The organism is Pseudomonas sp. UBA6310, from assembly GCF_002438225.1.
GTDB classification, from domain to species: domain Bacteria; phylum Pseudomonadota; class Gammaproteobacteria; order Pseudomonadales; family Pseudomonadaceae; genus Pseudomonas_O; species Pseudomonas_O kuykendallii.
Genome location: NZ_DJTK01000083.1, coordinates 14,509 through 33,111, shown reverse-complemented (window position 1 = coordinate 33,111; position 18,603 = coordinate 14,509). Strand labels below are relative to the sequence as shown.

Here is an 18,603-nt window from a genome sequence, read left to right as displayed (position 1 = left end):
GCGCGTGGGTACGCGGGCATCGCAACGAAAAAAAGCCCGGCGGTTGCCGGGCTTTTTCGTGTGGGCATGCCGGTCGGGATCAGCCGTCGAGCAGCGCCTTGTTACGTACCGCGCCCTTGTCGGCGCTGGTGGCGAGCAGGGCGTAGGCCTTCAGCGCGGTAGTTACCTTGCGCGCGCGCGGGGCGGCGGGCTTCCAGCCTTTCTTGTCCTGTTCGATACGGCGATGGGCAAGTTCCTCGTCGCTCACCAGCAGGTTGATCGAGCGCTTCGGAATGTCGATCAGCACCTTGTCGCCGTCGCGCACCAGGCCAATGGCGCCACCAGCCGCGGCTTCCGGCGAGGCGTGGCCGATGGACAGCCCCGAGGTGCCGCCGGAGAAGCGCCCGTCGGTGAGCAGCGCGCACTGTTTGCCGAGGCCCTTGGACTTCAGGTACGAGGTCGGATAGAGCATTTCCTGCATGCCCGGACCGCCCTTCGGGCCTTCGTAGCGGATGATCACGATATCGCCAGGCTGCACCTCGTCGTTGAGGATGCCCTTCACCGCGCCGTCCTGGCTCTCGAAGACCTTGGCGCGGCCCTCGAAGACGTGAATCGACTCGTCGACGCCGGCGGTTTTCACCACGCAGCCGTCGAGGGCGATGTTGCCGTAGAGCACCGCCAGCCCGCCTTCCTTCGAGAAGGCGTGCTCGACGCTGCGGATGCAGCCTTCGGCGCGGTCGTCGTCCAGGGTTTCCCAACGGGTCGCCTGGCTGAACGCGGTCTGCGTCGGGATGCCGGCCGGGCCGGCCTTGTAGAAGGTCTTCACCGACTCGTCCTGGGTGACGGTGATGTCCCATTTCTCGATGCCTTCGCCCAGGGTGCGGCTGTGCACGGTCGGCAGGTCGGTGTTGATCAGGCCGCCACGGGCCAGCTCACCGAGGATGCCGATGATGCCGCCGGCGCGGTGCACGTCTTCCATGTGGTACTTCGGCGTGTTCGGCGCCACCTTGCACAGCTGCGGCACCTTGCGCGACAGGTCGTCGATGGCGCGCAGGTCGAAGTCCAGCTCCGCCTCCTGGGCGGCGGCCAGCAGGTGCAGGATGGTGTTGGTCGAGCCGCCCATGGCGATGTCCAGGGTCATGGCGTTCTCGAAGGCCGCGCGGTTGGCGATGTTGCGCGGCAGCACCGAGGCGTCGTTCTCGCCGTAGTAGCGGCGGCACAGCTCGACGGCGGTGCGCCCGGCCTGGAGGAACAGCTGTTCGCGGTCGGCGTGGGTGGCCAGCAGCGAGCCGTTGCCCGGCAGCGCCAGGCCGAGGGCTTCGACCAGGCAGTTCATCGAGTTGGCGGTGAACATGCCGGAGCAGCTGCCGCAGGTCGGGCAGGCGCTGCGCTCGTATTCGGCGACCTTCTCGTCGGAGGCGCTGGAGTCGGCGGCGATGACCATCGCGTCGACCAGGTCCAGCCCGTGGCTGGCCAGCTTGGTCTTGCCGGCTTCCATCGGCCCGCCGGAAACGAACACCACCGGGATGTTCAGGCGCAGCGCGGCCATCAGCATGCCGGGGGTGATCTTGTCGCAGTTGGAGATGCAGACGATGGCGTCGGCGCAGTGCGCGTTGACCATGTACTCCACGGAGTCGGCGATGATCTCGCGGCTGGGCAGCGAATAGAGCATGCCGTCGTGGCCCATGGCGATGCCGTCGTCCACGGCGATGGTGTTGAATTCCTTCGCCACGCCGCCGTGTTTCTCGATCTCGCGGGCGACCAGCTGGCCGAGGTCCTTCAGGTGCACGTGGCCGGGCACGAACTGGGTGAAGGAGTTGGCGATGGCGATGATCGGCTTCTTGAAGTCTTCGTCCTTCATCCCGGTGGCGCGCCAGAGGGCGCGGGCGCCGGCCATGTTGCGGCCGTGGGTGGAGGTTTTCGAACGGTAATCGGGCATGACGGTTTCCTGCGGCTGATCAGGTCGTTATGAGGCGTATGGTGAGCGTCGCGAAAAACGGATGCAAACGGCGTTGACCGTGCGTACGCGATGGCCGAAGGGCGAGGCGGGATCACCGCTCGCGTGGCCCAAACTCAGGCCCGCCGAAGGATGGATGGCAGGGAATGCTGCGATTCTACGCCGCAGCTCGCGCCGAGGGAAAGGCTGGCCGGGCGGCGGGGCGGTGTCGTTGGTCCAGCTCGGTGTATTCAGGCGTGCTTCGCCGTGGTCGGCGAAGGCACATGCCTGCGGATCGAGTCGCGCCCCGGTGAAACGCCGCTGACGGCAACGATGCAGGGGGCGCGGGAGGGTGCGGCGCAGGCGGCGCCGCTCAGGCGCTCGGCAGCAGACGACAGATCAGGCTCTTGATGTAGCGTGTTTCGGCGATGGCCGGGTGCACCGGATGGTCCGGGCCCTGGGCGCCGCGTTCGAGCAGCTGCATGTGGCGGTCGAGGTGGCGGGCGCTGCCGAGCAGGACGTTCTGCAGGTCGTCCTCCGGCAGGTGCATCGAGCAGGACGCGCTGACCAGGATGCCGTCCTTGTTCAGCAGGCGCATGGCCTGCTCGTTGAGGCGGCGGTAGGCGGCCTCGCCGTTCTTGAAGTCCTTCTTGCGCTTGATGAAGGCCGGCGGATCGGCGACCACCACGTCGAAGCGCTCCTCGGCGGCCTTGAGCTCCTTCAGTGCCTCGAAGACGTCGCCTTCCACGCTGATCACCTGGTCGGTCAGGCCGTTCAGCGCAGCGTTGCGTTGCACGCCGTCGAGGGCGAAGGCCGAGGCGTCGACGCACATCACTTCGCTGGCGCCGAAGGCCGCGGCCTGCACGCCCCAGCCGCCGATGTAGCTGAACAGGTCGAGCACGCGCTTGCCCTTGACGTAGGGCGCCAGGCGCGCGCGGTTCATGCGGTGGTCGTAGAACCAGCCGGTCTTCTGGCCTTCCATCACCGGCGCCTCGAACTTCACGCCGTTCTCTTCCAGCCCGACCCACTCCGGCACTTCGCCATGGGCAACGCTGACGTAGCGCTCCAGGCCTTCCGCGTCGCGCGCGGCGGAGTCGTTCTTCCAGAGGATACCGCTGGGCTTGAGCACCTGGACCAGCGCGGCGAGCACGTCGTCCTTGTAGCGCTCCATGGTCGCCGAGGCGAGCTGGGCCACCAGGATGTCGCCGAAGCGGTCGACCACCAGGCCGGGGAGTAGGTCGGAGTCGCCGAACACCAGGCGGTAGAAGGGCTTGTCGAACAGCCGCTCGCGCAGCGACAGGGCGACCTTGATGCGGTGCACCAGCAGCGACTTGTCCAGAACGTGCTTGGTGTCACGGGACATCAGGCGGGCGCAGATCAGGTTGTTCGGCGAGAGGGCGACGATGCCCAGTGGCTTGCCTCCAGCCGCCTCAAGGATCGCCTGGTCGCCGGCAGCGAAGCCGGCGAGCGGCGAGGCGGCCACGTCGATCTCGTTGCTGTACACCCACAGGTGACCGGCACGCAGGCGGCGATCGGCGTTGGCTTTGAGGCGCAGGCTGGGTAAGGACATGTTCATCTCCGGAAGGGGAGTGGAATTCTAGCCGGATAGTCGCCGCCGTGCAGGATTTGACATTTCTCATGGCGCCAGACAAACGGCGCGGCGCAGAGTCGGCGCGCTCATCCATGGAGGTGCCCCATGCTTCAGATTTCCCGACCTGCGCTGGGCTTCCCGCTCTGGCGCCTGGGCTTCCGGCCGTTCTTCCTCGGCTGCGCCGCCTATGCCTGCGTGGCGCTGGGCCTGTGGCTCCTGGCGCTCTCCGGCGTCCCGGTCTGGCAGCCGACCGGCGGTTGGCTGGCCTGGCACCTGCACGAGATGCCGTTCGGCTTCGGCGTGGCCGCGGTGGCCGGTTTCCTGCTCACCGCGGTGCCCAACTGGACCGGCGCCCAGGCGCTGTCGGGCCCGCCGCTGGCCACGCTGTTCCTGCTCTGGCTGCTGACGCGCCTGGCCTGGCTCGGCGGGGCGTCGCTGGCGCTCTGCGCGGTGCTGGAACTCGCCTTCCTGCCGCTGCTGGCCTTCGCGCTGGGCCGCAGCCTGTGGCGCGCGCGGCAGCGCAACAACTACCCGCTGGTCGGCGTGCTGCTGCTGTTCGCCCTCGCCGATGGCCTGGCGGTGGCCGGGCAACTGCTCGATCGCGCCGACTGGCAGCGCCAGGGCGCGCATGCGGCGCTCTGGCTGCTGGCGGCGCTGAGCGGAATCATCGGCGGGCGGGTGATTCCGTTCTTCACTCAGCGCGGTCTCGGTCGGACGCAGGCGGTGCCGGCCCTGAAGTGGCTGGAGCGCCCGGCGCTGGCCGGGTTGGCCGTGCTCGCGGTGCTCGCGGCGGCGGGCCTCGATCTGCAGCCACGCGCCTGGATGGCGCTGCCGTTCGGCCTGGTGGGCGTGCTCCACGGCATTCGCCTGTCGCGCTGGTACGACAAGGGCCTGTGGCGCGTGCCGCTGCTCTGGTCGCTACACCTGGCCTACGCCTGGCTGGTGCTGGCGCTGCTGGGCATGGCCGCCTGGCACCTCGGGTTGATCGATAATGGCAGCGCCGCGCTGCACGCGCTCACCGTCGGCGGGCTGGCCGGGTTGATCCTGGCGATGATGGCGCGGGTCTCCCTGGGCCACAGCGGCCGTCCGCTGTTGCCACCGGCGGGCATGCGCTGGGCGTTCGTCGCGCTGAATGCGGCGGCGTTCGCCCGCGTACTCTTGCCGACGTGGCTGCCGCAAGGCGCGCTGGTGCTCGCCGGCCTGCTCTGGCTGCTGGCGTTCGGGATGTTCCTGGCGCGTTATGCGGGTTGGCTGTGCCAGCCCCGGGTGGACGGGCTATCGGGCTGAACGCAGGCGCTGCAGGGCGTCGGCGTCGAGCAGGGTGACGGCGGTGCCGCGCCCGCTGATCAGCCCCTGGCGGCGCCAGTCGGCGAGTTGCCGGCTGAGGGTTTCGCCGCGCATGCCCAGGCTCGCGGCAAGCTGGCCGAGGCGCAGCGGCAACTTCAGGTCGTCGTTACCCTGGACGCCGCGTTGTTCCAGCAGATAGCCGGCCAGTCGCTGGGCGCAGGAATCCGCCGCCAGCCGCTCGCCCAGGTCCACGCTGCGCAACAGGCTGCCGCTGACGCTCTGCAGCAGGCGCAGGGACAGCGCCGGGTGCGCCGCGCAGAGCCGGTGCAGGGCCTCGCGTGGCAGCCACCAGCCGGACACCGTGGTCTGCGCGCGGGCGCTGGCCGGGTAGCGACCGTCGGCCATGAACAGCGCCGCCACCGCGATCAGCTCGCCGCGGCCGAACTGGCCGAGCACGCGCTCCTCGCCATCCAGGCCGAAGCGCAGCACCTGCACCTCGCCGTCGCCGAGCAGCAGGCAGCGTCGGGCCAGCTCGCCGCTGCGAAACGGCAGGTCGCCGGCGGGAAAGCGGCAGCGCTGCAGGCTGCCGGAAAGGGTCTCCAGCTCGGTCGGCGGCAGGTCGTGGAAGAACCGGTGGGCGGCGAGCAGGTCGAGGGCGGAGGAGGGCATGGCGGTCGGCGTCGGGAATGAGCGCGCATCTCAGCACAGGCGGTGGACCGGGCGCCAGTTGCGCGCCGGGCGCGCCTGCGACTTTGGTATGACGCACGTTTCGGAGGGTCTTGCATCGACTACGCTGCGCACCTTCCAGCCCAGCTCGCGAGACCCCAACCATGCATTCCGACCGTGTGCGCCTGCCCTCCCTGCTCGACAAACTGATGAGTGCGGAGCAAGCCTCCGCGCTGATCGAAGACGGCATGACCGTCGGCATGAGCGGTTTCACCCGCGCCGGTGAAGCCAAGGCGGTGCCGCGCGCGCTGGCCGAGCGGGCCCGCAAGCATCCGCTGCAGATCAGCCTGATGACCGGCGCCAGCCTCGGCAACGACCTCGACAAGCAGCTCACCGAGGCCGGCGTGCTGGCCCGGCGCATGCCGTTCCAGGTCGACGCCACGCTGCGCAAGGCGATCAACGACGGCAGCGTGATGTTCATCGACCAGCACCTCTCGGAAACCGTCGAGCAGCTGCGCAACCACCAGCTCAAGCTGCCGGACATCGCCGTGATCGAAGCGGTCGCGATCACCGAGGACGGCCACATCGTGCCGACCACCTCGGTGGGCAACTCGGCCAGCTTCGCGATCTTCGCCAAGCGGGTAATCGTCGAGATCAACCTGGCGCACAACCCGAATCTGGAAGGCCTGCACGACATCTACATCCCCACCTACCGGCCCACCCGCACGCCGATCCCGCTGACCCGCGTGGACGACCGCATCGGCAGCGGGGCGATTCCGATCCCGCCGGAGAAGATCGTCGCCATCGTCGTCAGCAACCAGGCGGATTCGCCGTCCACCGTGCTGCCGCCGGACGCGGAGACCCAGGCCATCGCCGACCACCTGATCGATTTCTTCAAGGGCGAAGTGGCGGCCGGGCGCATGAGCGACAGCCTCGGCCCGCTGCAGGCCGGCATCGGCAGCATCGCCAACGCGGTGATGTGCGGGCTGATCGAGTCGCCGTTCGAGAACCTCAGCATGTATTCCGAGGTGCTGCAGGACTCCACCTTCGACCTGATCGACGCCGGCAAGCTGCGCTTCGCCTCGGGCAGCTCGATCACCCTGTCGGCGCGGCGCAATGCCGAGGTGTTCGGCAACTTGGAGAAGTACAAGGACAAGCTGGTGCTGCGCCCGCAGGAAATCTCCAACCACCCGGAAGTGGTGCGCCGCCTCGGCATCATCGGCATCAACACGGCACTGGAGTTCGACCTCTACGGCAACGTCAACTCGACCCACGTCGGCGGCACGAAAATGATGAACGGTATCGGTGGCAGCGGCGATTTCGCCCGTAACGCGCACCTGGCGATCTTCGTCACCAAGTCCATCGCCAAGGGCGGCGCGATCTCCAGCGTGGTGCCGATGGTCAGCCACGTCGACCACACCGAGCACGACGTCGACATCCTGGTCACCGAGCAGGGCCTGGCCGACCTGCGCGGCCTCGCGCCGCGCGAACGCGCGCGGTCGGTGATCGACCATTGCGTGCACCCCAGCTACCGCGCGGCGCTGAACGACTACTTCGAGCGTGCCTGCGCCAAGGGCGGTCACACCCCGCACCTGCTGCGCGAGGCGATGCAGTGGCACATCGACCTGGAGGAGACCGGAAGCATGATCGGCGGCGTGCTGGGCGTGGCGGCAAGCGCCTGAGCTGAGCTGAACTGCGAACGAAAAAAAGCCCGGCATCGCCGGGCTTTTCGTTTCGGGCGATCAGGCCATCAGCCGTAGGGTGCGCCACGCGCACCCATTCGAGCGTTTCACGGTGCGCACGGCGCACCCTACGGTAAACGGCGATCAGGCCACCAGCGCGTCGATCAGCTTCTGGCTGAAGGCGGGGATGTCGTCGGGCTTGCGGCTGCTGATCAGCGTGCCGTCCACCACCACCTGCTGGTCGATCCAGTTGGCGCCGGCGTTCTTCAGGTCGTCGGTCAGCGATGGCCAGCTGGTCATGGTCTTGCCCTTGACCAGGCCGCTGCTGGCGAGAATCCAGCCGCCGTGGCAGATCACCGCGATCGGCTTGTTCGCGTTCGCCGCGCCCTTGACCAGCGCCTGGGCCTTCTCGTCGGTGCGGATGGTGTCGCCGTTGACCACGCCGCCGGGCAGCAGCACGGCGTCGTAATCGTCGATGTTGGCGCTCTCGAAGGTCTTGTCGACCTCGAAGGTGTCGGCCGGCGTGGTGTGGTTCCAGCCGGTGACCTTGCCGGTCTTGGCGGAAATGATGTGGGCCGTCGCGCCGGCCTTCTCAAGGGCGTCCTTGGGGCCGGTCAGCTCGACCTGCTCGAAACCGTCGGTGACCAGGATGGCGACTTTCTTGCCGTTCAGCGATGCGTTCATGAAGCTCTCCTCGAAGGTGTGGGGCGCAGCCTGCGAGCCGCGCGGCAGAGCCTGGCGGGCCGGCTTGCGCGCTGCGCCGTGCAAGGAATACCGAACGGCGCCTCAGGTGAAAGTTCGGTGTCGCGGACGAGCTGCAGATGGCAAACTGCGGCAATTCCCCTCACTTCCCGATGCGTCCGTCATGTCTCAGGAACTCTCCACCGAACAGATCCGCAAGGCCCTGCAAGGCATCAGCGTGCCGCCCCAACCGCAGATCATGGTCGACCTGCAGATGGAGCAGTTGATGCCCAACCCGGACCTCAAGGCGATCGCCAAGCTGATCAGCCAGGACCCCGGTTTGTCCGGCGCGCTGCTGAAGATCGTCAATTCGCCGTACTTCGGCCTGGCCAACAAGGTCAGCTCGATCCAGCGCGCAGTGAACCTGCTGGGCTGCAACAGCGTGATCAACATCATCAACGCGCAGTCGATCCGCGGCGAGATGAGCGACGAGACCATCGTCACCCTGAACCGCTTCTGGGACACCGCGCAGGACGTGGCGATGACCTGCCTGACGCTGGCCAAGCGCGTCGGTATCCAGGCGGTGGACGAGGCCTACGCGCTGGGGCTGTTCCACAACTGCGGCATCCCGCTGATGATCAAGCGCTTTCCGCACTATATGAGCGTGCTGGAAGAGGCCTACGCCAGCGCCACCGCCGAGCGCCGCGTGGTGGATACGGAAAACCGGCTGCTCAATACCAACCACGCGGTGGTCGGCTACTACACGGCGCGTTCGTGGAACCTCAATCCGCACCTCTGCGAGGCGATCGCCAACCATCACAACGCGTTGGCGATCTTCAGCGAGGACTCCGGCCGCGACAGCCAGCTGAAGAACCTGCTGGCGATCCTCAAGATGGCCGAGCACATCTGCGGCTGCTACCGGGTGCTCGGCGGACAGACCGAGGACCATGAGTGGCACGTGGTGCGCCCTTACGTGCTGGATTACATCGGCCTCTCCGAGTACGACTACGAAACCCTCAAGGAAAGCATCCGCGAGCTGGGCGTGGGCTAGCCACTGCCCGTAGGGTGTGCCATGCGCGCCTTGCGGATCGCTCGATGCGTTTTTCCCGCGTCCTATCCCTCCCCAGCAGCCCGACGTTCCCATGCCCGAATTACCCGAAGTCGAAACCACCCGCCGCGGCATCGCTCCCCACGTCGAGGGTCAGCGCGTCGAGCGGGTGATCGTGCGTGAGCGGCGCCTGCGCTGGCCGATTCCCGAGGACCTCGACGTGCGCCTGTCCGGGCAGCGCATCGAACACGTCCAGCGGCGCGCCAAGTACTTGCTGCTGCAGGCCGAGAGCGGCACGCTGATCGCCCACCTGGGCATGTCCGGCAGCCTGCGCCTGGTGCCCAGTGGCCAGCCGGCGCTGAAGCACGAACACGTGGATTTCGAGCTGGAGTCGGGGATGTCGCTGCGCTACACCGACCCACGCCGCTTCGGCGCGCTGCTCTGGAGCGCCGATCCGCTGGCCCACGAGCTGCTGCGCAATCTCGGGCCGGAGCCGCTGACCGACGCCTTCGATGGTGAGCGCCTGTTCGAGCTGTCGCGCGGGCGTTCGATGGCGGTCAAGCCGTTCATCATGGACAACGCGGTGGTGGTCGGGGTGGGCAACATCTACGCCAGCGAGGCGCTGTTCGCCGCCGGCATCGACCCGCGGCGCGCGGCGGGCGCGATCTCCAGGGCGCGCTACCAGCGCCTGGCGCAGGAGATCAAACGCATCCTCGCGCATGCCATCGAGCGCGGCGGCACGACCCTGCGCGACTTCGTCGGCGGCGACGGGCTGCCCGGCTATTTCCAGCAGGAGCTGTTCGTCTACGGTCGCGGCGGCGAGTTCTGCAAAGTCTGCGGCAGCACCCTGCGCGAGGTTCGTCTGGGCCAGCGCGCCAGCGTGTATTGCGGCCGCTGCCAGCGCTGAGGCGCGACTTCCCGGCGATGATAAGAAGCGCACGCTGACAAACGCCCCGGTACTGTTATAGTTACGCCAACGCCCCGTACCCCCTGAAGGACCGCCCGATGAACCTGTTTCGTTGCACTGCTCTTGTCTTGGCGCTGACCACCGTCTCGCTGGCTTTGCCCGCCCAGGCCGGGCAGGCAGTGGAGGAGAACTCGTCCGGCGACCCGATGTACACCGTCGAGGCGCCACCTGCCTACGCCATGATCGGCGATCTGGTTATCGCGCGGCCCCTGCTGATCGCGGCGACCGTAATCGGCGCGGCGGCGTTCGTCGTGGCACTGCCGTTCACCGCTACTGGCGGCGGCATCGGAGCTACCGGCAAGGCGCTGGTGGTCGATCCCGGCAAGGCTGCCTTCGTGCGTTGCCTGGGCTGCACCAGTACCGGTTACAACAACCGCGACTGAGGCGAACCCCCGCTGAAAGAAAAGCCGGTCAATCGACCGGCTTTTTCATGGCCCTCGGAAACACCGCGGCGGTGCCGATGCCGCGGGGGTCGCTGGCGGCTTCGACGCGGTTGGACGGCTTGTGCCAGCGCAGCACCTGCAAATTGCCGTAGCGGCGATCGACCTGCCTGAGCGTATAGCCGCGCGCCTGCAGGTCGGCGACTTCCGCGGCGCTGAAGGCATCCGCCTCGTACTCCAGCACGTCCGGCAGGTACTGATGGTGGAAGCGCGGCGTCTTCGGCCATTCGGCCACCGGCTTGCCGTCGAGGTAGTCCAGCACGGCGAGCAGCACCATGCTCGGGATGCGGCTGCCGCCGGGCGTACCGAACGCGGCGAAGTCGTCGCGGCTCTCGATGAAGGTGGGGCTCATGCTCGACAGCGGACGCTTGCCGGGGGCGATGACGTTGGCCTGGCTGCCGCTGAGCGCGTAGGTATTGGAGCCCTGCGGATCGGCGGCGAAGTCGTCCATCTCGTCGTTGAGCAGCACGCCGCTGCCGGCCGGGCTGAAGGCGGCGCCGAAGGGTAGGTTGATCGACAGCGTGGCGGCGACCGCGCGCCCGTCGGCGTCGAGCACGGCGAAGTGCGTGGTGTTATCGCCTTCGCGCCAGGCCGGCGAGGGCGGCAGTTCGACGCTCGGCGTGGCTCGGGTCGGGTCGATGCCGGCGGCGAGGCCCTTCAGGTAATCGGCGCGCAGCAGCTTGGCCAGCGGCGCGGGGACGAAATCCGGGTCGCCGAGCAGGCCGCGGTCGCGGTAGGCGCGGCGCAGCACTTCGGTGACGTAGTGCGCGCGCTGCAGCTTGTCGGCCTCGGCCAGCGGCAGTTGCTGCAGCATGGCGAGGCTCTGCGCCAGGGCCACGCCGCCGGCCGAGGGCGGCGGCGCAGCGATCAGCTCGCGGCCGCCGGCGAGGGCGAAACGCAGCGGCGTGCGTTCGACCACGCGGTACTTGTCCAGGTCTTCCAGGGTCCAGATGCCACCGGCGGCGCGCACGCCGTCGACCAGCCGCTGCGCCACGGCGCCCTTGTAGAACCCGTCGCGCCCCTGCTCGGCCAGCGCTTCCAGGGTGGCGGCCAGTTCCGGCTGGCGCAGCACGTGGCCTTCGGCCGGGATTTCGCCGTCCACCAGGAACAGCCGCGCGCTTTCCGCATCGTCGCGCAATGCGGCGAGGCGCCAGGCGGCGCGTTCGCGATAGACCGCGTCGACCGCGAAACCGTCGCGGGCGAGCCGGATCGCCGGTGCCAGCGCGCGTTTGAGCGGCAGCTTGCCGTAGCGTCCGGAGAGGTCGACCAGCGCCGCCGGCAGGCCGGGAATCGCCGCGGCCAGGGCGCCGTCGAGGGACAGCCGCGGCTGCACGGCGCCGTCGCGCCGGTAGAGGTCGGCATTGGCGGCCTGCGGAGCGCGCTCGCGGGCGTCGAGGAAGTTGTAGCGCAGCGGATCGCCCGGGCGGCGCAGCAGGAAGAAGCCGCCTCCGCCGAGTCCCGAGCCGTAGGGTTCGACCACCGCCAGCGCGGCGGCGACGGCGACGGCGGCGTCGAAGGCGTTGCCGCCGTCATCGAGGATTTCCCGGCCGGCGGCGGTGGCCTGCGGGTGCGCGCTGGCGACGGCGGCCTCGCCGGTGCTCTGGGCCTGGGCGGTGCAGACGAGGAGAAGGGCGGCGAAGCCTAGGAACGCCCGCTGCAAGCGGCGCACGTCAGGCCTTGCCCGTGATGATCAGGTACTTGCTCATCAGCTGGTCCTTGGTTTCCACCCGCGCCTCGTCGAGGGGGATGCAGTCCACCGGACACACCTGCTGGCACTGCGGTTCGTCGTAGTGGCCGACGCATTCGGTGCACAGGTTGGGATCGATGACGTAGATCTCCTCGCCTTGGGAAATCGCCCCGTTCGGGCACTCGGGTTCGCAGACGTCGCAGTTGATGCAATCGTCGGTGATTTTCAGGGACATCGAACAACTCCTGCCGAGGCGAACGGCCTGGGCACTGGCAAGGTGGCCGTAAATTGTGCCGCATCGTCGCCGGGCTTGCACGCCGCGGCGGCGAATGGGACGGGCGCGGCGTTCGATCCGGCCGCGCGCGAAGGGTTCCGCGTCAGCGCTTGAAGCGTTGCGCGAGGGCCCGGGCGACCGCGGGATGAACGAACTTGGTGATGTCGCCGCCGAGGTTGGCGATCTCGCGGACCAGGGTCGAGGAGATGTAGGAGAAGTGCTCCGACGGCGTGAGGAACAGGCTCTCCACGTCCGGCGCCAGTTGGCGGTTCATGTTCGCCAGCTGGAATTCGTACTCGAAGTCGGACACCGCGCGCAGGCCGCGCAGGATGATGTTGGCCTGCTGCTCCTTGACGAAATGCGCCAGAAGCGTGGAGAAACCGACCACCTCGACGTTGGGCAGGTGCCGGGTCACTTCGCGGGCCAGTTCGACGCGTTGCTCCAGGGGAAACAGCGGGTTCTTCTTCGGGTTGGCGGCGACGGCGATGACCACGCTGTCGAACAGTTTCGATGCGCGTTCGATGAGATCGCCGTGCCCCTGGGTGATGGGGTCGAACGTACCCGGGTACAGCACTCGGTTCATCGCGATGTCCTGGCAGGATCAAGGGGACCCGGATGGTAGCGCAGCAGGCCGGAGTGGCCAAGCGGGGCGCGATGGCGTGATCGTCGGCATTCTTGTGGCGAATGGGCGGTATGCGCGCCGCGCCGAAGCGGCGCCGCGCGGCTCACGCCTTCAACCGTTCGGCCAGTTGCGTGGCCAACTGGGCGGTGAGCCCGTAGACCGACAGCTGCGGGTTGGCGCCGATGCTGGTGGGGAACAGCGAGCCGTCGTGGATCGACAGGTTCTGCAACTGGTGATGCCGGCCCAGGCTGTCGGCCACCGACCGTTTGGGGTCCTCGCCCATGGCGCAGCCGCCCATCACGTGGGCACTGCCCAGGCGCGTGCGGAACAGCTCCAGGCGCAGGCCGTCGATCAGCTCGCGCGCCGCCTTTGGCGTGGTCACGTAGTTGGCGTCGGCGTGCAGCGGCAGCACCGCCTTGGCGCCGGCGGCGAACTGGATTTCTGCCATGGTCTGGAAGGCGCGGCGCAGGCCGTCCCAGGCGTAGTCGCTGACCTGATAATCGAGCACCGGCGAGCCGTCGCCGCGCAGCTCCACGCTGCCGCCCGTGCTCTGCGGGTGGAAGCCGTCGCGCAGCAGGGCGAGCATCACGTTGGTGTGCGGCAACTGCTCCATGCGCAGCGCGTTTTCCTCGCCGAAGCGGCCGAGCAGGGTAGAGGACAGCGCCGGTTGCAGCGGCGGCACTTCGAGCTTGAAGGACATCCGCCCGGTGGGGCCGTCGTCCCACTGGAAATGGTCCGAATAGATCGACTGCGGCGCCCCGTAGAACGGGTTGATGACCTGCTCGAACTGCGCGGCGGAGAAGTTCACCAGGTGCAGGAAGGTGCGCTTGCCGGTGCGTCCGTGCGGGTCCGGCACGGCGGAGCGCAGGAGGATCGCCGGAGTGTTGATGCCGCCGCCGGCGAGCACGTAATGCCGCGCCTTGACCGTGATGCGTCGCCCGGTCGGCGCCACGCAGCGCGCGTCCAGCGCCTGGCAGCTCAGCCCGGTGACCCTGTCACCGTCGAGCAGCAGCTTGTCGGCGCGGGCCAGGTAGAGCAGCTCGCCGCCCTTGTCGAGGGTTGCCGGAATGGTCGTCACCAGCATCGATTGCTTGGCGTTGGTCGGGCAGCCCATGCCGCAGTAACCGATGTTCCAGCAACCACGGACGTTGCGCGGGATGACTTTCCAGTGATAGCCGAGCTTCTCGCAGCCCATGCGCAGCACGTCGTTGTTGCCGTTCGGCGGCAGTGCCCAGGGCGTCACGCCGAGGCGCTCCTCCATGCGCGCGAACCAGGGCGCCATCTCGGCGGCGCTGTGGCCCCTGACGTCGTACTCGCGTGCCCAGTGTTCGAGGGTCGGCTCCGGGGTGCGGAAGCTGGAGGTCCAGTTGACCAGCGTGGTGCCGCCCACCGCGCGACCCTGGAGGATGACGATGGCGCCGTCCTTGCTCATCCGGCCGATGCCTTCCTGGTAGAGGCTCGGGTAGGCCTCGGCCTCCTGCATCTTGAAGTCGCTGCTGGTCTTCAGCGGACCTTCCTCGATCAGCAGCACCTTGTAGCCGGCGGCGCTGAGGATTTCCGCCGTGGTGCCGCCGCCGGCGCCGGTGCCGACGATGGCCACGTCGCACTCCAGGGTCAGGTCGTTTTCCTGGCGTGAGCCGTCGTGGGTCTTCCAGCCGCGGGCCAGGCCTTCGCGGAACGGATCGGGTACGGGCATTCAGGCTTCTCTCTTGTTCTTATGGGGTCCGGATTCGCAACGCGCCTGCGGGCTGGCGGGCGACGCGCCGCCATCGTCAGATCGTCGGCGGGCCGGGATAGCCGCAATGCGCCCAGGACTCCTGGCGGCTGTACCAGGCCATCATCACCAGCTTGAGCAGGGACTCGTGGCCCATGCGCAGCAGGGAGATGGAGCTGTCCTGCCAGCGTGCGAGGAACTGGCGGATGTCGTCGGCTCCGGCGTTGTCCCAGCTGCCCCAGACGCCGGTCAGCGGCCCACGGGTGATCGGCAGGGCGAGCACGTCGAACAGCTGCAGGGTCAGCTTGAGCAGCTCCGGGGAGAGGTGGTCGAGGCTGTAGTCGAGGCTCTGCAGGGTGCCGTCGATCGCCGCGGGCATCTGCGCGACAGGTACCGCGCCTTCGAGCATTACCGGGATCAGTGCGCGGAGAAAGGGCAGGTCGGTTTCGCGCAGCACGGCATAGCCGCTGGCCGGGCTGCTCGCCGAGCAACCACTGAGCGCAGCGCCGAGGCCGGCGGTGGCGAGAAACGCCGAACCGACCAGGCCGACCCTGAGCAGGCCGCGGCGGCTGAGCGCCGGGGTAGAAAGCGTGGTGTTGGTCATTCGTGTGGTCATCCTGGGGTTCGCCGCGCCCGCGTCAGCGGATGAACAGTCTGTAAACCAGCTTCTGGATCGCCTTGCCGTAGGGCGGGTAGATCATCCGCGCGGCGTTGAAGCGTGGCTTGCTGAACACCGCCTTGGCCTTGCTGAAGGTGAGGAAGCCTTCGTGGCCGTGGTAGTGGCCCATGCCCGAGGGGCCGACGCCGCCGAAGGGCACGTCGTCCTGCGCGACGTGCAGCAGGGTGTCGTTGAGGCAGACGCCACCCGAGTGGGTCTGCGCCAGCACGCGGCGCTGCTCGGCCTTGTCGTAGCCGAAGAAGTACAGCGCCAGCGGGCGCGGCCGCGCGTTGACGTAGTCCAGCGCCTCGTCGAGCGTCCCGTAGGGAATTACCGGCAGCAGCGGACCGAAGATCTCGTCCTGCATCACGCGCATCTCGTCGTTTACGTCCAGCAGCAGGGTGTGCGCCAGGCGCGCGCCCTGGCTCTGCGGGAACAGCGGCAGCAGGGTCGCGCCATGTGCCTGCGCATCGCTCAGGTAGTCGTTGAGACGGGCCAGCTGACGTGGATTGATGATCGTCGTGTAGTCCGGATTGTTCTCCAGCGTCGGGAAGAAGCGCTGCACCGCCTCGCGGTAGGCGGCGACGAATTCCTGCAGGCGCGCCCGCGGCACCAGCACGTAGTCCGGGGCGATGCAGGTCTGCCCGGCGTTCAGCGTCTTGCCCCAGGCGATGCGCTCGGCGGCCTGCGCCATCGGCGCCTTGTCGCTGATGATCACCGGCGACTTGCCGCCCAGCTCGAGGGTCACCGGCACCAGGTTTTCCGCCGCCGCGCGCATCACCTGGCGGCCGATGCCCGTGGCGCCGGTGAACAGAAGGTGGTCGAAGGCCAGGCGCGAAAAGGCGATGCCTACCTCGACGTCGCCCTCGACCACCGCCACCAGGTCTTCCGGATAGATCTTCGCCAGCAGGGTCTTGAGCAGGCGCGAGGTGGCGGGCGTCGATTCGCTCATCTTGATCATCACCCGGTTGCCCGCCGACAGCGCGCCGATCGCCGGGCCAAGGGCGAGAAACAGCGGGTAGTTCCACGGCACCATCACGCCGATCACCCCCAGCGGCTGGTAAACCACCTGGGCGCTGGCCGGCTGGAACTGCAGCCCCACGGCGCGCCGCGAGGGCTTCATCCATTTGCGCAGACGCTTGCGGGCATAGGCGATGCCGTGCAGGCAGGGCATGATTTCGGCGAACAGGGTTTCATCGGCCGAGCGGTTGCCGAAGTCCGCGTTTATGGCGGCAACGATCGCCCGCTGTTCATCGAGCAGCAACCGGTGCAGAGCGCCGAGGCGGCGGATGCGCGCCTCGGCGGAAGGCATCGGGTCGGCCCGGAAGGCGGCCCGTTGCCGGGAGAGAAGCGCTTCCAGCGGCCCGGCATCCAGGGGTTCGACGGACGGCGGCGGGGTGATCAGGGCGAGATCGGCGGGCATGGCGGCACCTTGGCAGGGCGGTTGTTATTGTCGTTCGGGAATTTTTAGAGCAATTGCTCTAAAGTGTCAAATGGCGGATCGCCCGCGCCTGTGGAATGGAGGCTGGGCGTCCGCCAGGGCCCGCGCCAGCCAACCAAAAGCGGGTGCGGCCGATCCGTGGAGGTGTGCCCGCGCGCTTCGCGTTGTACCTTGTGCCCACCTGTCCCCATCGAGCGAGCCATGCCGCCAGCACCCAAGACCCGCGAGCGCATCGTCCAGGCCAGCCTGCAGCTGTTCAACGCGCAGGGCGAACGCAGCGTGACCACCAACCACATCGCCGCGCACCTGCAGATTTCGCCGGGCAACCTGTACTACCACTTCCGCAACAAGCAGGCGATCATCGCCGAGCTGTTCGCCGAGTACGAAAGCCGCGTGGACGTCTTCCTGCGTCGTCCGGAACGCGCGCTGACGGTGGACGACAAAACCTTCTATCTGGAAGCGGCGCTCGCCGCGATGTGGCACTACCGCTTCCTCCACCGCGACCTCGAACACCTGCTGGAAACCGACGCCGCGCTGGCCGAGCGCTACCGGCAGTTCGCCCACCGCTGCCTGACCCACGTGCAGGCCATCTACGCCGGTTTCGTCGAGGCCGGCATCCTGCGCATGACTCCGGCGCAGGTGGAGGCGCTGAGCCTGAATGCCTGGATCATGATGACATCCTGGGTGCGCTTCCTCTGCACCGTGCGCGGCGCCGCCTCCGAGCTCGACGAGGACCTGATGCGGCGTGGCATCTACCAGGTGCTGGCGCTGGAGGGCGGCTACCTCACCCCTGCCGCGCAGGGCGCCGTGGAGCGGCTTTACGACCGACTGTTCGTGCCGCTGGAACGGGTGCTCGGGCAGGAATAGCTGTCCAGGACGTAGGGTGGATCACGCTTCATCGATCCACCGGCCGAGCGACGTGGATGGGAACAGCGCCTGGCTAGCGCTTCGCCAGCTGCGCCAGCCATTGCGGGATGCGGCGCTCCAGGTAGTACACCGGACGCCGCGGCGAGCCTTCGACGAAGCCGACGTGCCCGCCCTTTTCCTGCAGCTCCAGCGTGGTGCTGGCCGATAGCTCGGCCACCGTCGGCACGCTGTGGGCGAAGACGAACGGATCGTCGGCGGCCTGGATGATCAGCGTCGGTACGTGGATGTTGCCGAGGAAATAGCGGCTCGATGAGCGCCGGTAGTAGTCCTGCGCATCGGCGAATCCGTGCAGCGGCGCGGTGATGCGCCCGTCGAAATCCCAGAAGGTGCGCACATCGTCCAGCGGACCGAGCTTCTCCATCACCGACAGCCGGTCGGCCATGCCCTGGTGGGCGAAGAGACGCTGCTTGTCCTTCACGTAGGCGAGCATGGCGCGCATGAAATGCGCCTGGTAGACGCGCGAAAACCCCAGGCCGATGCGGTCGGCGCACTGGTCCAGGCGAAAGGGCACCGACACCGCCACGGCGCCCCGCAGTGGGCAGTTCGCGGCGCGCTCGCCGAGGTACTTGAGCAGCACGTTGCCGCCCAGCGAATAGCCCACCGCGTGCAGCGGCGCCAGCGGACGCTTGCGCTGCAAGTGTTCGATGACCGCGCCGAGGTCGTCGCTGGCGCCGGAATGGTAGGCGCGCGGCAGCAGATTCGGCTCGCCCGAGCAGCCACGCCAGTTGATCGCCACGCTGGCCCAGCCGTTCTCGCCCAGACGCCCCTGCAGGCCCATTACATAGTGCGAGGCGGACGACCCGGTGAGCCCGTGCAGCACCAGCACCAGCGGCGCCTCGGTGTCGTGCGGGCCGTGCCAGTCGAGATCGATGAAATCGCCATCCTCCAGCCACAGCCGCTCACGCTGGCGCTCGAGCGGCTGCGGCGTGCGGCAGAACGGCGACCACAGCGTCTGCAGGTGCGGGCCGGGCAGCCACCAGGCGGGCTGGAAGGGGTGAGGCAT

General features: G+C 68.3%; 17 protein-coding genes. 6 read left to right on the top strand and 11 right to left on the bottom strand.

What is annotated here, in order from left to right; genetic code table 11:
• Nucleotides 1–79: 79 nt before the first annotated feature.
• Nucleotides 80–1,918 carry a dihydroxy-acid dehydratase gene (ilvD, locus tag B3E91_RS20265; protein WP_282339314.1) on the bottom strand — a complete coding sequence of 613 codons (1,839 nt, stop codon included), beginning with the start codon at nt 1,916–1,918 and terminating at the stop codon, nt 80–82.
• 370 nt (nt 1,919–2,288) lie between these two features.
• Entirely contained in the window at nt 2,289–3,485 is a 1,197-nt protein-coding gene (locus B3E91_RS20260) for a class I SAM-dependent rRNA methyltransferase (protein ID WP_090224203.1), read from the bottom strand.
• A gap of 126 nt (nt 3,486–3,611) precedes the next feature.
• On the opposite strand from B3E91_RS20260, the gene B3E91_RS20255 reads away from it, so the two are divergent.
• Nucleotides 3,612–4,793 carry an NnrS family protein gene (locus B3E91_RS20255; protein WP_287031164.1) on the top strand — a complete coding sequence of 394 codons (1,182 nt, stop codon included), beginning with the start codon at nt 3,612–3,614 and terminating at the stop codon, nt 4,791–4,793.
• On the opposite strand, the gene B3E91_RS20250 is transcribed toward B3E91_RS20255, so the two are convergent.
• Nucleotides 4,782–5,462 carry a Crp/Fnr family transcriptional regulator gene (locus B3E91_RS20250; RefSeq protein ID WP_287031163.1) on the bottom strand — a complete coding sequence of 227 codons (681 nt, stop codon included), beginning with the start codon at nt 5,460–5,462 and terminating at the stop codon, nt 4,782–4,784. The genes B3E91_RS20255 and B3E91_RS20250 overlap by 12 nt on opposite strands.
• A gap of 161 nt (nt 5,463–5,623) precedes the next feature.
• Between B3E91_RS20250 and B3E91_RS20245 the strand changes: the two genes are divergently transcribed.
• Nucleotides 5,624–7,141 carry an acetyl-CoA hydrolase/transferase family protein gene (locus tag B3E91_RS20245; RefSeq protein WP_287031162.1) on the top strand — a complete coding sequence of 506 codons (1,518 nt, stop codon included), beginning with the start codon at nt 5,624–5,626 and terminating at the stop codon, nt 7,139–7,141.
• Nucleotides 7,142–7,285: 144 nt separating this feature from the next.
• Here the strand turns inward: B3E91_RS20245 and B3E91_RS20240 are convergent, their stop codons facing one another.
• Nucleotides 7,286–7,825 carry a type 1 glutamine amidotransferase domain-containing protein gene (locus tag B3E91_RS20240; RefSeq protein WP_286784484.1) on the bottom strand — a complete coding sequence of 180 codons (540 nt, stop codon included), beginning with the start codon at nt 7,823–7,825 and terminating at the stop codon, nt 7,286–7,288.
• 235 nt (nt 7,826–8,060) lie between these two features.
• On the opposite strand from B3E91_RS20240, the gene B3E91_RS20235 reads away from it, so the two are divergent.
• The 3 genes from B3E91_RS20235 (at nt 8,061) to B3E91_RS20225 (ending at nt 10,220) form a co-directional block, all read left to right on the top strand.
• Nucleotides 8,061–8,873: an HDOD domain-containing protein gene (locus B3E91_RS20235; protein WP_287031259.1), complete on the top strand. Its 813-nt coding sequence runs from the start codon at nt 8,061–8,063 to the stop codon at nt 8,871–8,873.
• A 91-nt stretch (nt 8,874–8,964) separates the two neighbouring features.
• Entirely contained in the window at nt 8,965–9,777 is an 813-nt protein-coding gene (gene mutM / locus B3E91_RS20230; RefSeq protein WP_090224193.1) for a bifunctional DNA-formamidopyrimidine glycosylase/DNA-(apurinic or apyrimidinic site) lyase, read from the top strand.
• A gap of 98 nt (nt 9,778–9,875) precedes the next feature.
• Entirely contained in the window at nt 9,876–10,220 is a 345-nt protein-coding gene (locus B3E91_RS20225; protein ID WP_287031161.1) for a multidrug transporter, read from the top strand.
• A 28-nt stretch (nt 10,221–10,248) separates the two neighbouring features.
• Here the strand turns inward: B3E91_RS20225 and ggt are convergent, their stop codons facing one another.
• The 6 genes from ggt to B3E91_RS20195 all read right to left on the bottom strand — a co-directional run bounded on the left by ggt (nt 10,249) and on the right by B3E91_RS20195 (nt 16,655).
• Nucleotides 10,249–11,946, bottom strand: coding sequence for a gamma-glutamyltransferase (gene ggt, locus B3E91_RS20220; RefSeq protein ID WP_287031160.1), 1,698 nt, complete (start codon nt 11,944–11,946; stop codon nt 10,249–10,251).
• 1 nt (nt 11,947) lies between these two features.
• Complete coding sequence (locus B3E91_RS20215; RefSeq protein ID WP_287031159.1) at nt 11,948–12,199, bottom strand: YfhL family 4Fe-4S dicluster ferredoxin; 252 nt, start codon at nt 12,197–12,199, stop codon at nt 11,948–11,950.
• Nucleotides 12,200–12,341: 142 nt separating this feature from the next.
• Nucleotides 12,342–12,821, bottom strand: a complete 480-nt coding sequence (gene coaD / locus B3E91_RS20210) for a pantetheine-phosphate adenylyltransferase (protein ID WP_058163013.1) — start codon at nt 12,819–12,821, stop codon at nt 12,342–12,344.
• Nucleotides 12,822–12,963: 142 nt separating this feature from the next.
• Nucleotides 12,964–14,556 carry a GMC family oxidoreductase gene (locus B3E91_RS20205; RefSeq protein WP_287031158.1) on the bottom strand — a complete coding sequence of 531 codons (1,593 nt, stop codon included), beginning with the start codon at nt 14,554–14,556 and terminating at the stop codon, nt 12,964–12,966.
• A gap of 76 nt (nt 14,557–14,632) precedes the next feature.
• Complete coding sequence (locus B3E91_RS20200; protein WP_287031157.1) at nt 14,633–15,178, bottom strand: twin-arginine translocation pathway signal protein; 546 nt, start codon at nt 15,176–15,178, stop codon at nt 14,633–14,635.
• A 34-nt stretch (nt 15,179–15,212) separates the two neighbouring features.
• A complete protein-coding gene (locus tag B3E91_RS20195; protein ID WP_287031156.1) occupies nt 15,213–16,655 on the bottom strand; it encodes a coniferyl aldehyde dehydrogenase in 1,443 nt (480 codons plus the stop codon).
• 219 nt (nt 16,656–16,874) lie between these two features.
• Here B3E91_RS20195 and B3E91_RS20190 point away from each other — a divergent pair, with 219 nt between their 5' ends.
• A complete protein-coding gene (locus tag B3E91_RS20190) occupies nt 16,875–17,540 on the top strand; it encodes a TetR/AcrR family transcriptional regulator (RefSeq protein WP_287031155.1) in 666 nt (221 codons plus the stop codon).
• 73 nt (nt 17,541–17,613) lie between these two features.
• Here B3E91_RS20190 and B3E91_RS20185 read toward each other — a convergent pair whose 3' ends face one another.
• A complete protein-coding gene (locus B3E91_RS20185) occupies nt 17,614–18,603 on the bottom strand; it encodes a hydrolase (protein WP_287031154.1) in 990 nt (329 codons plus the stop codon).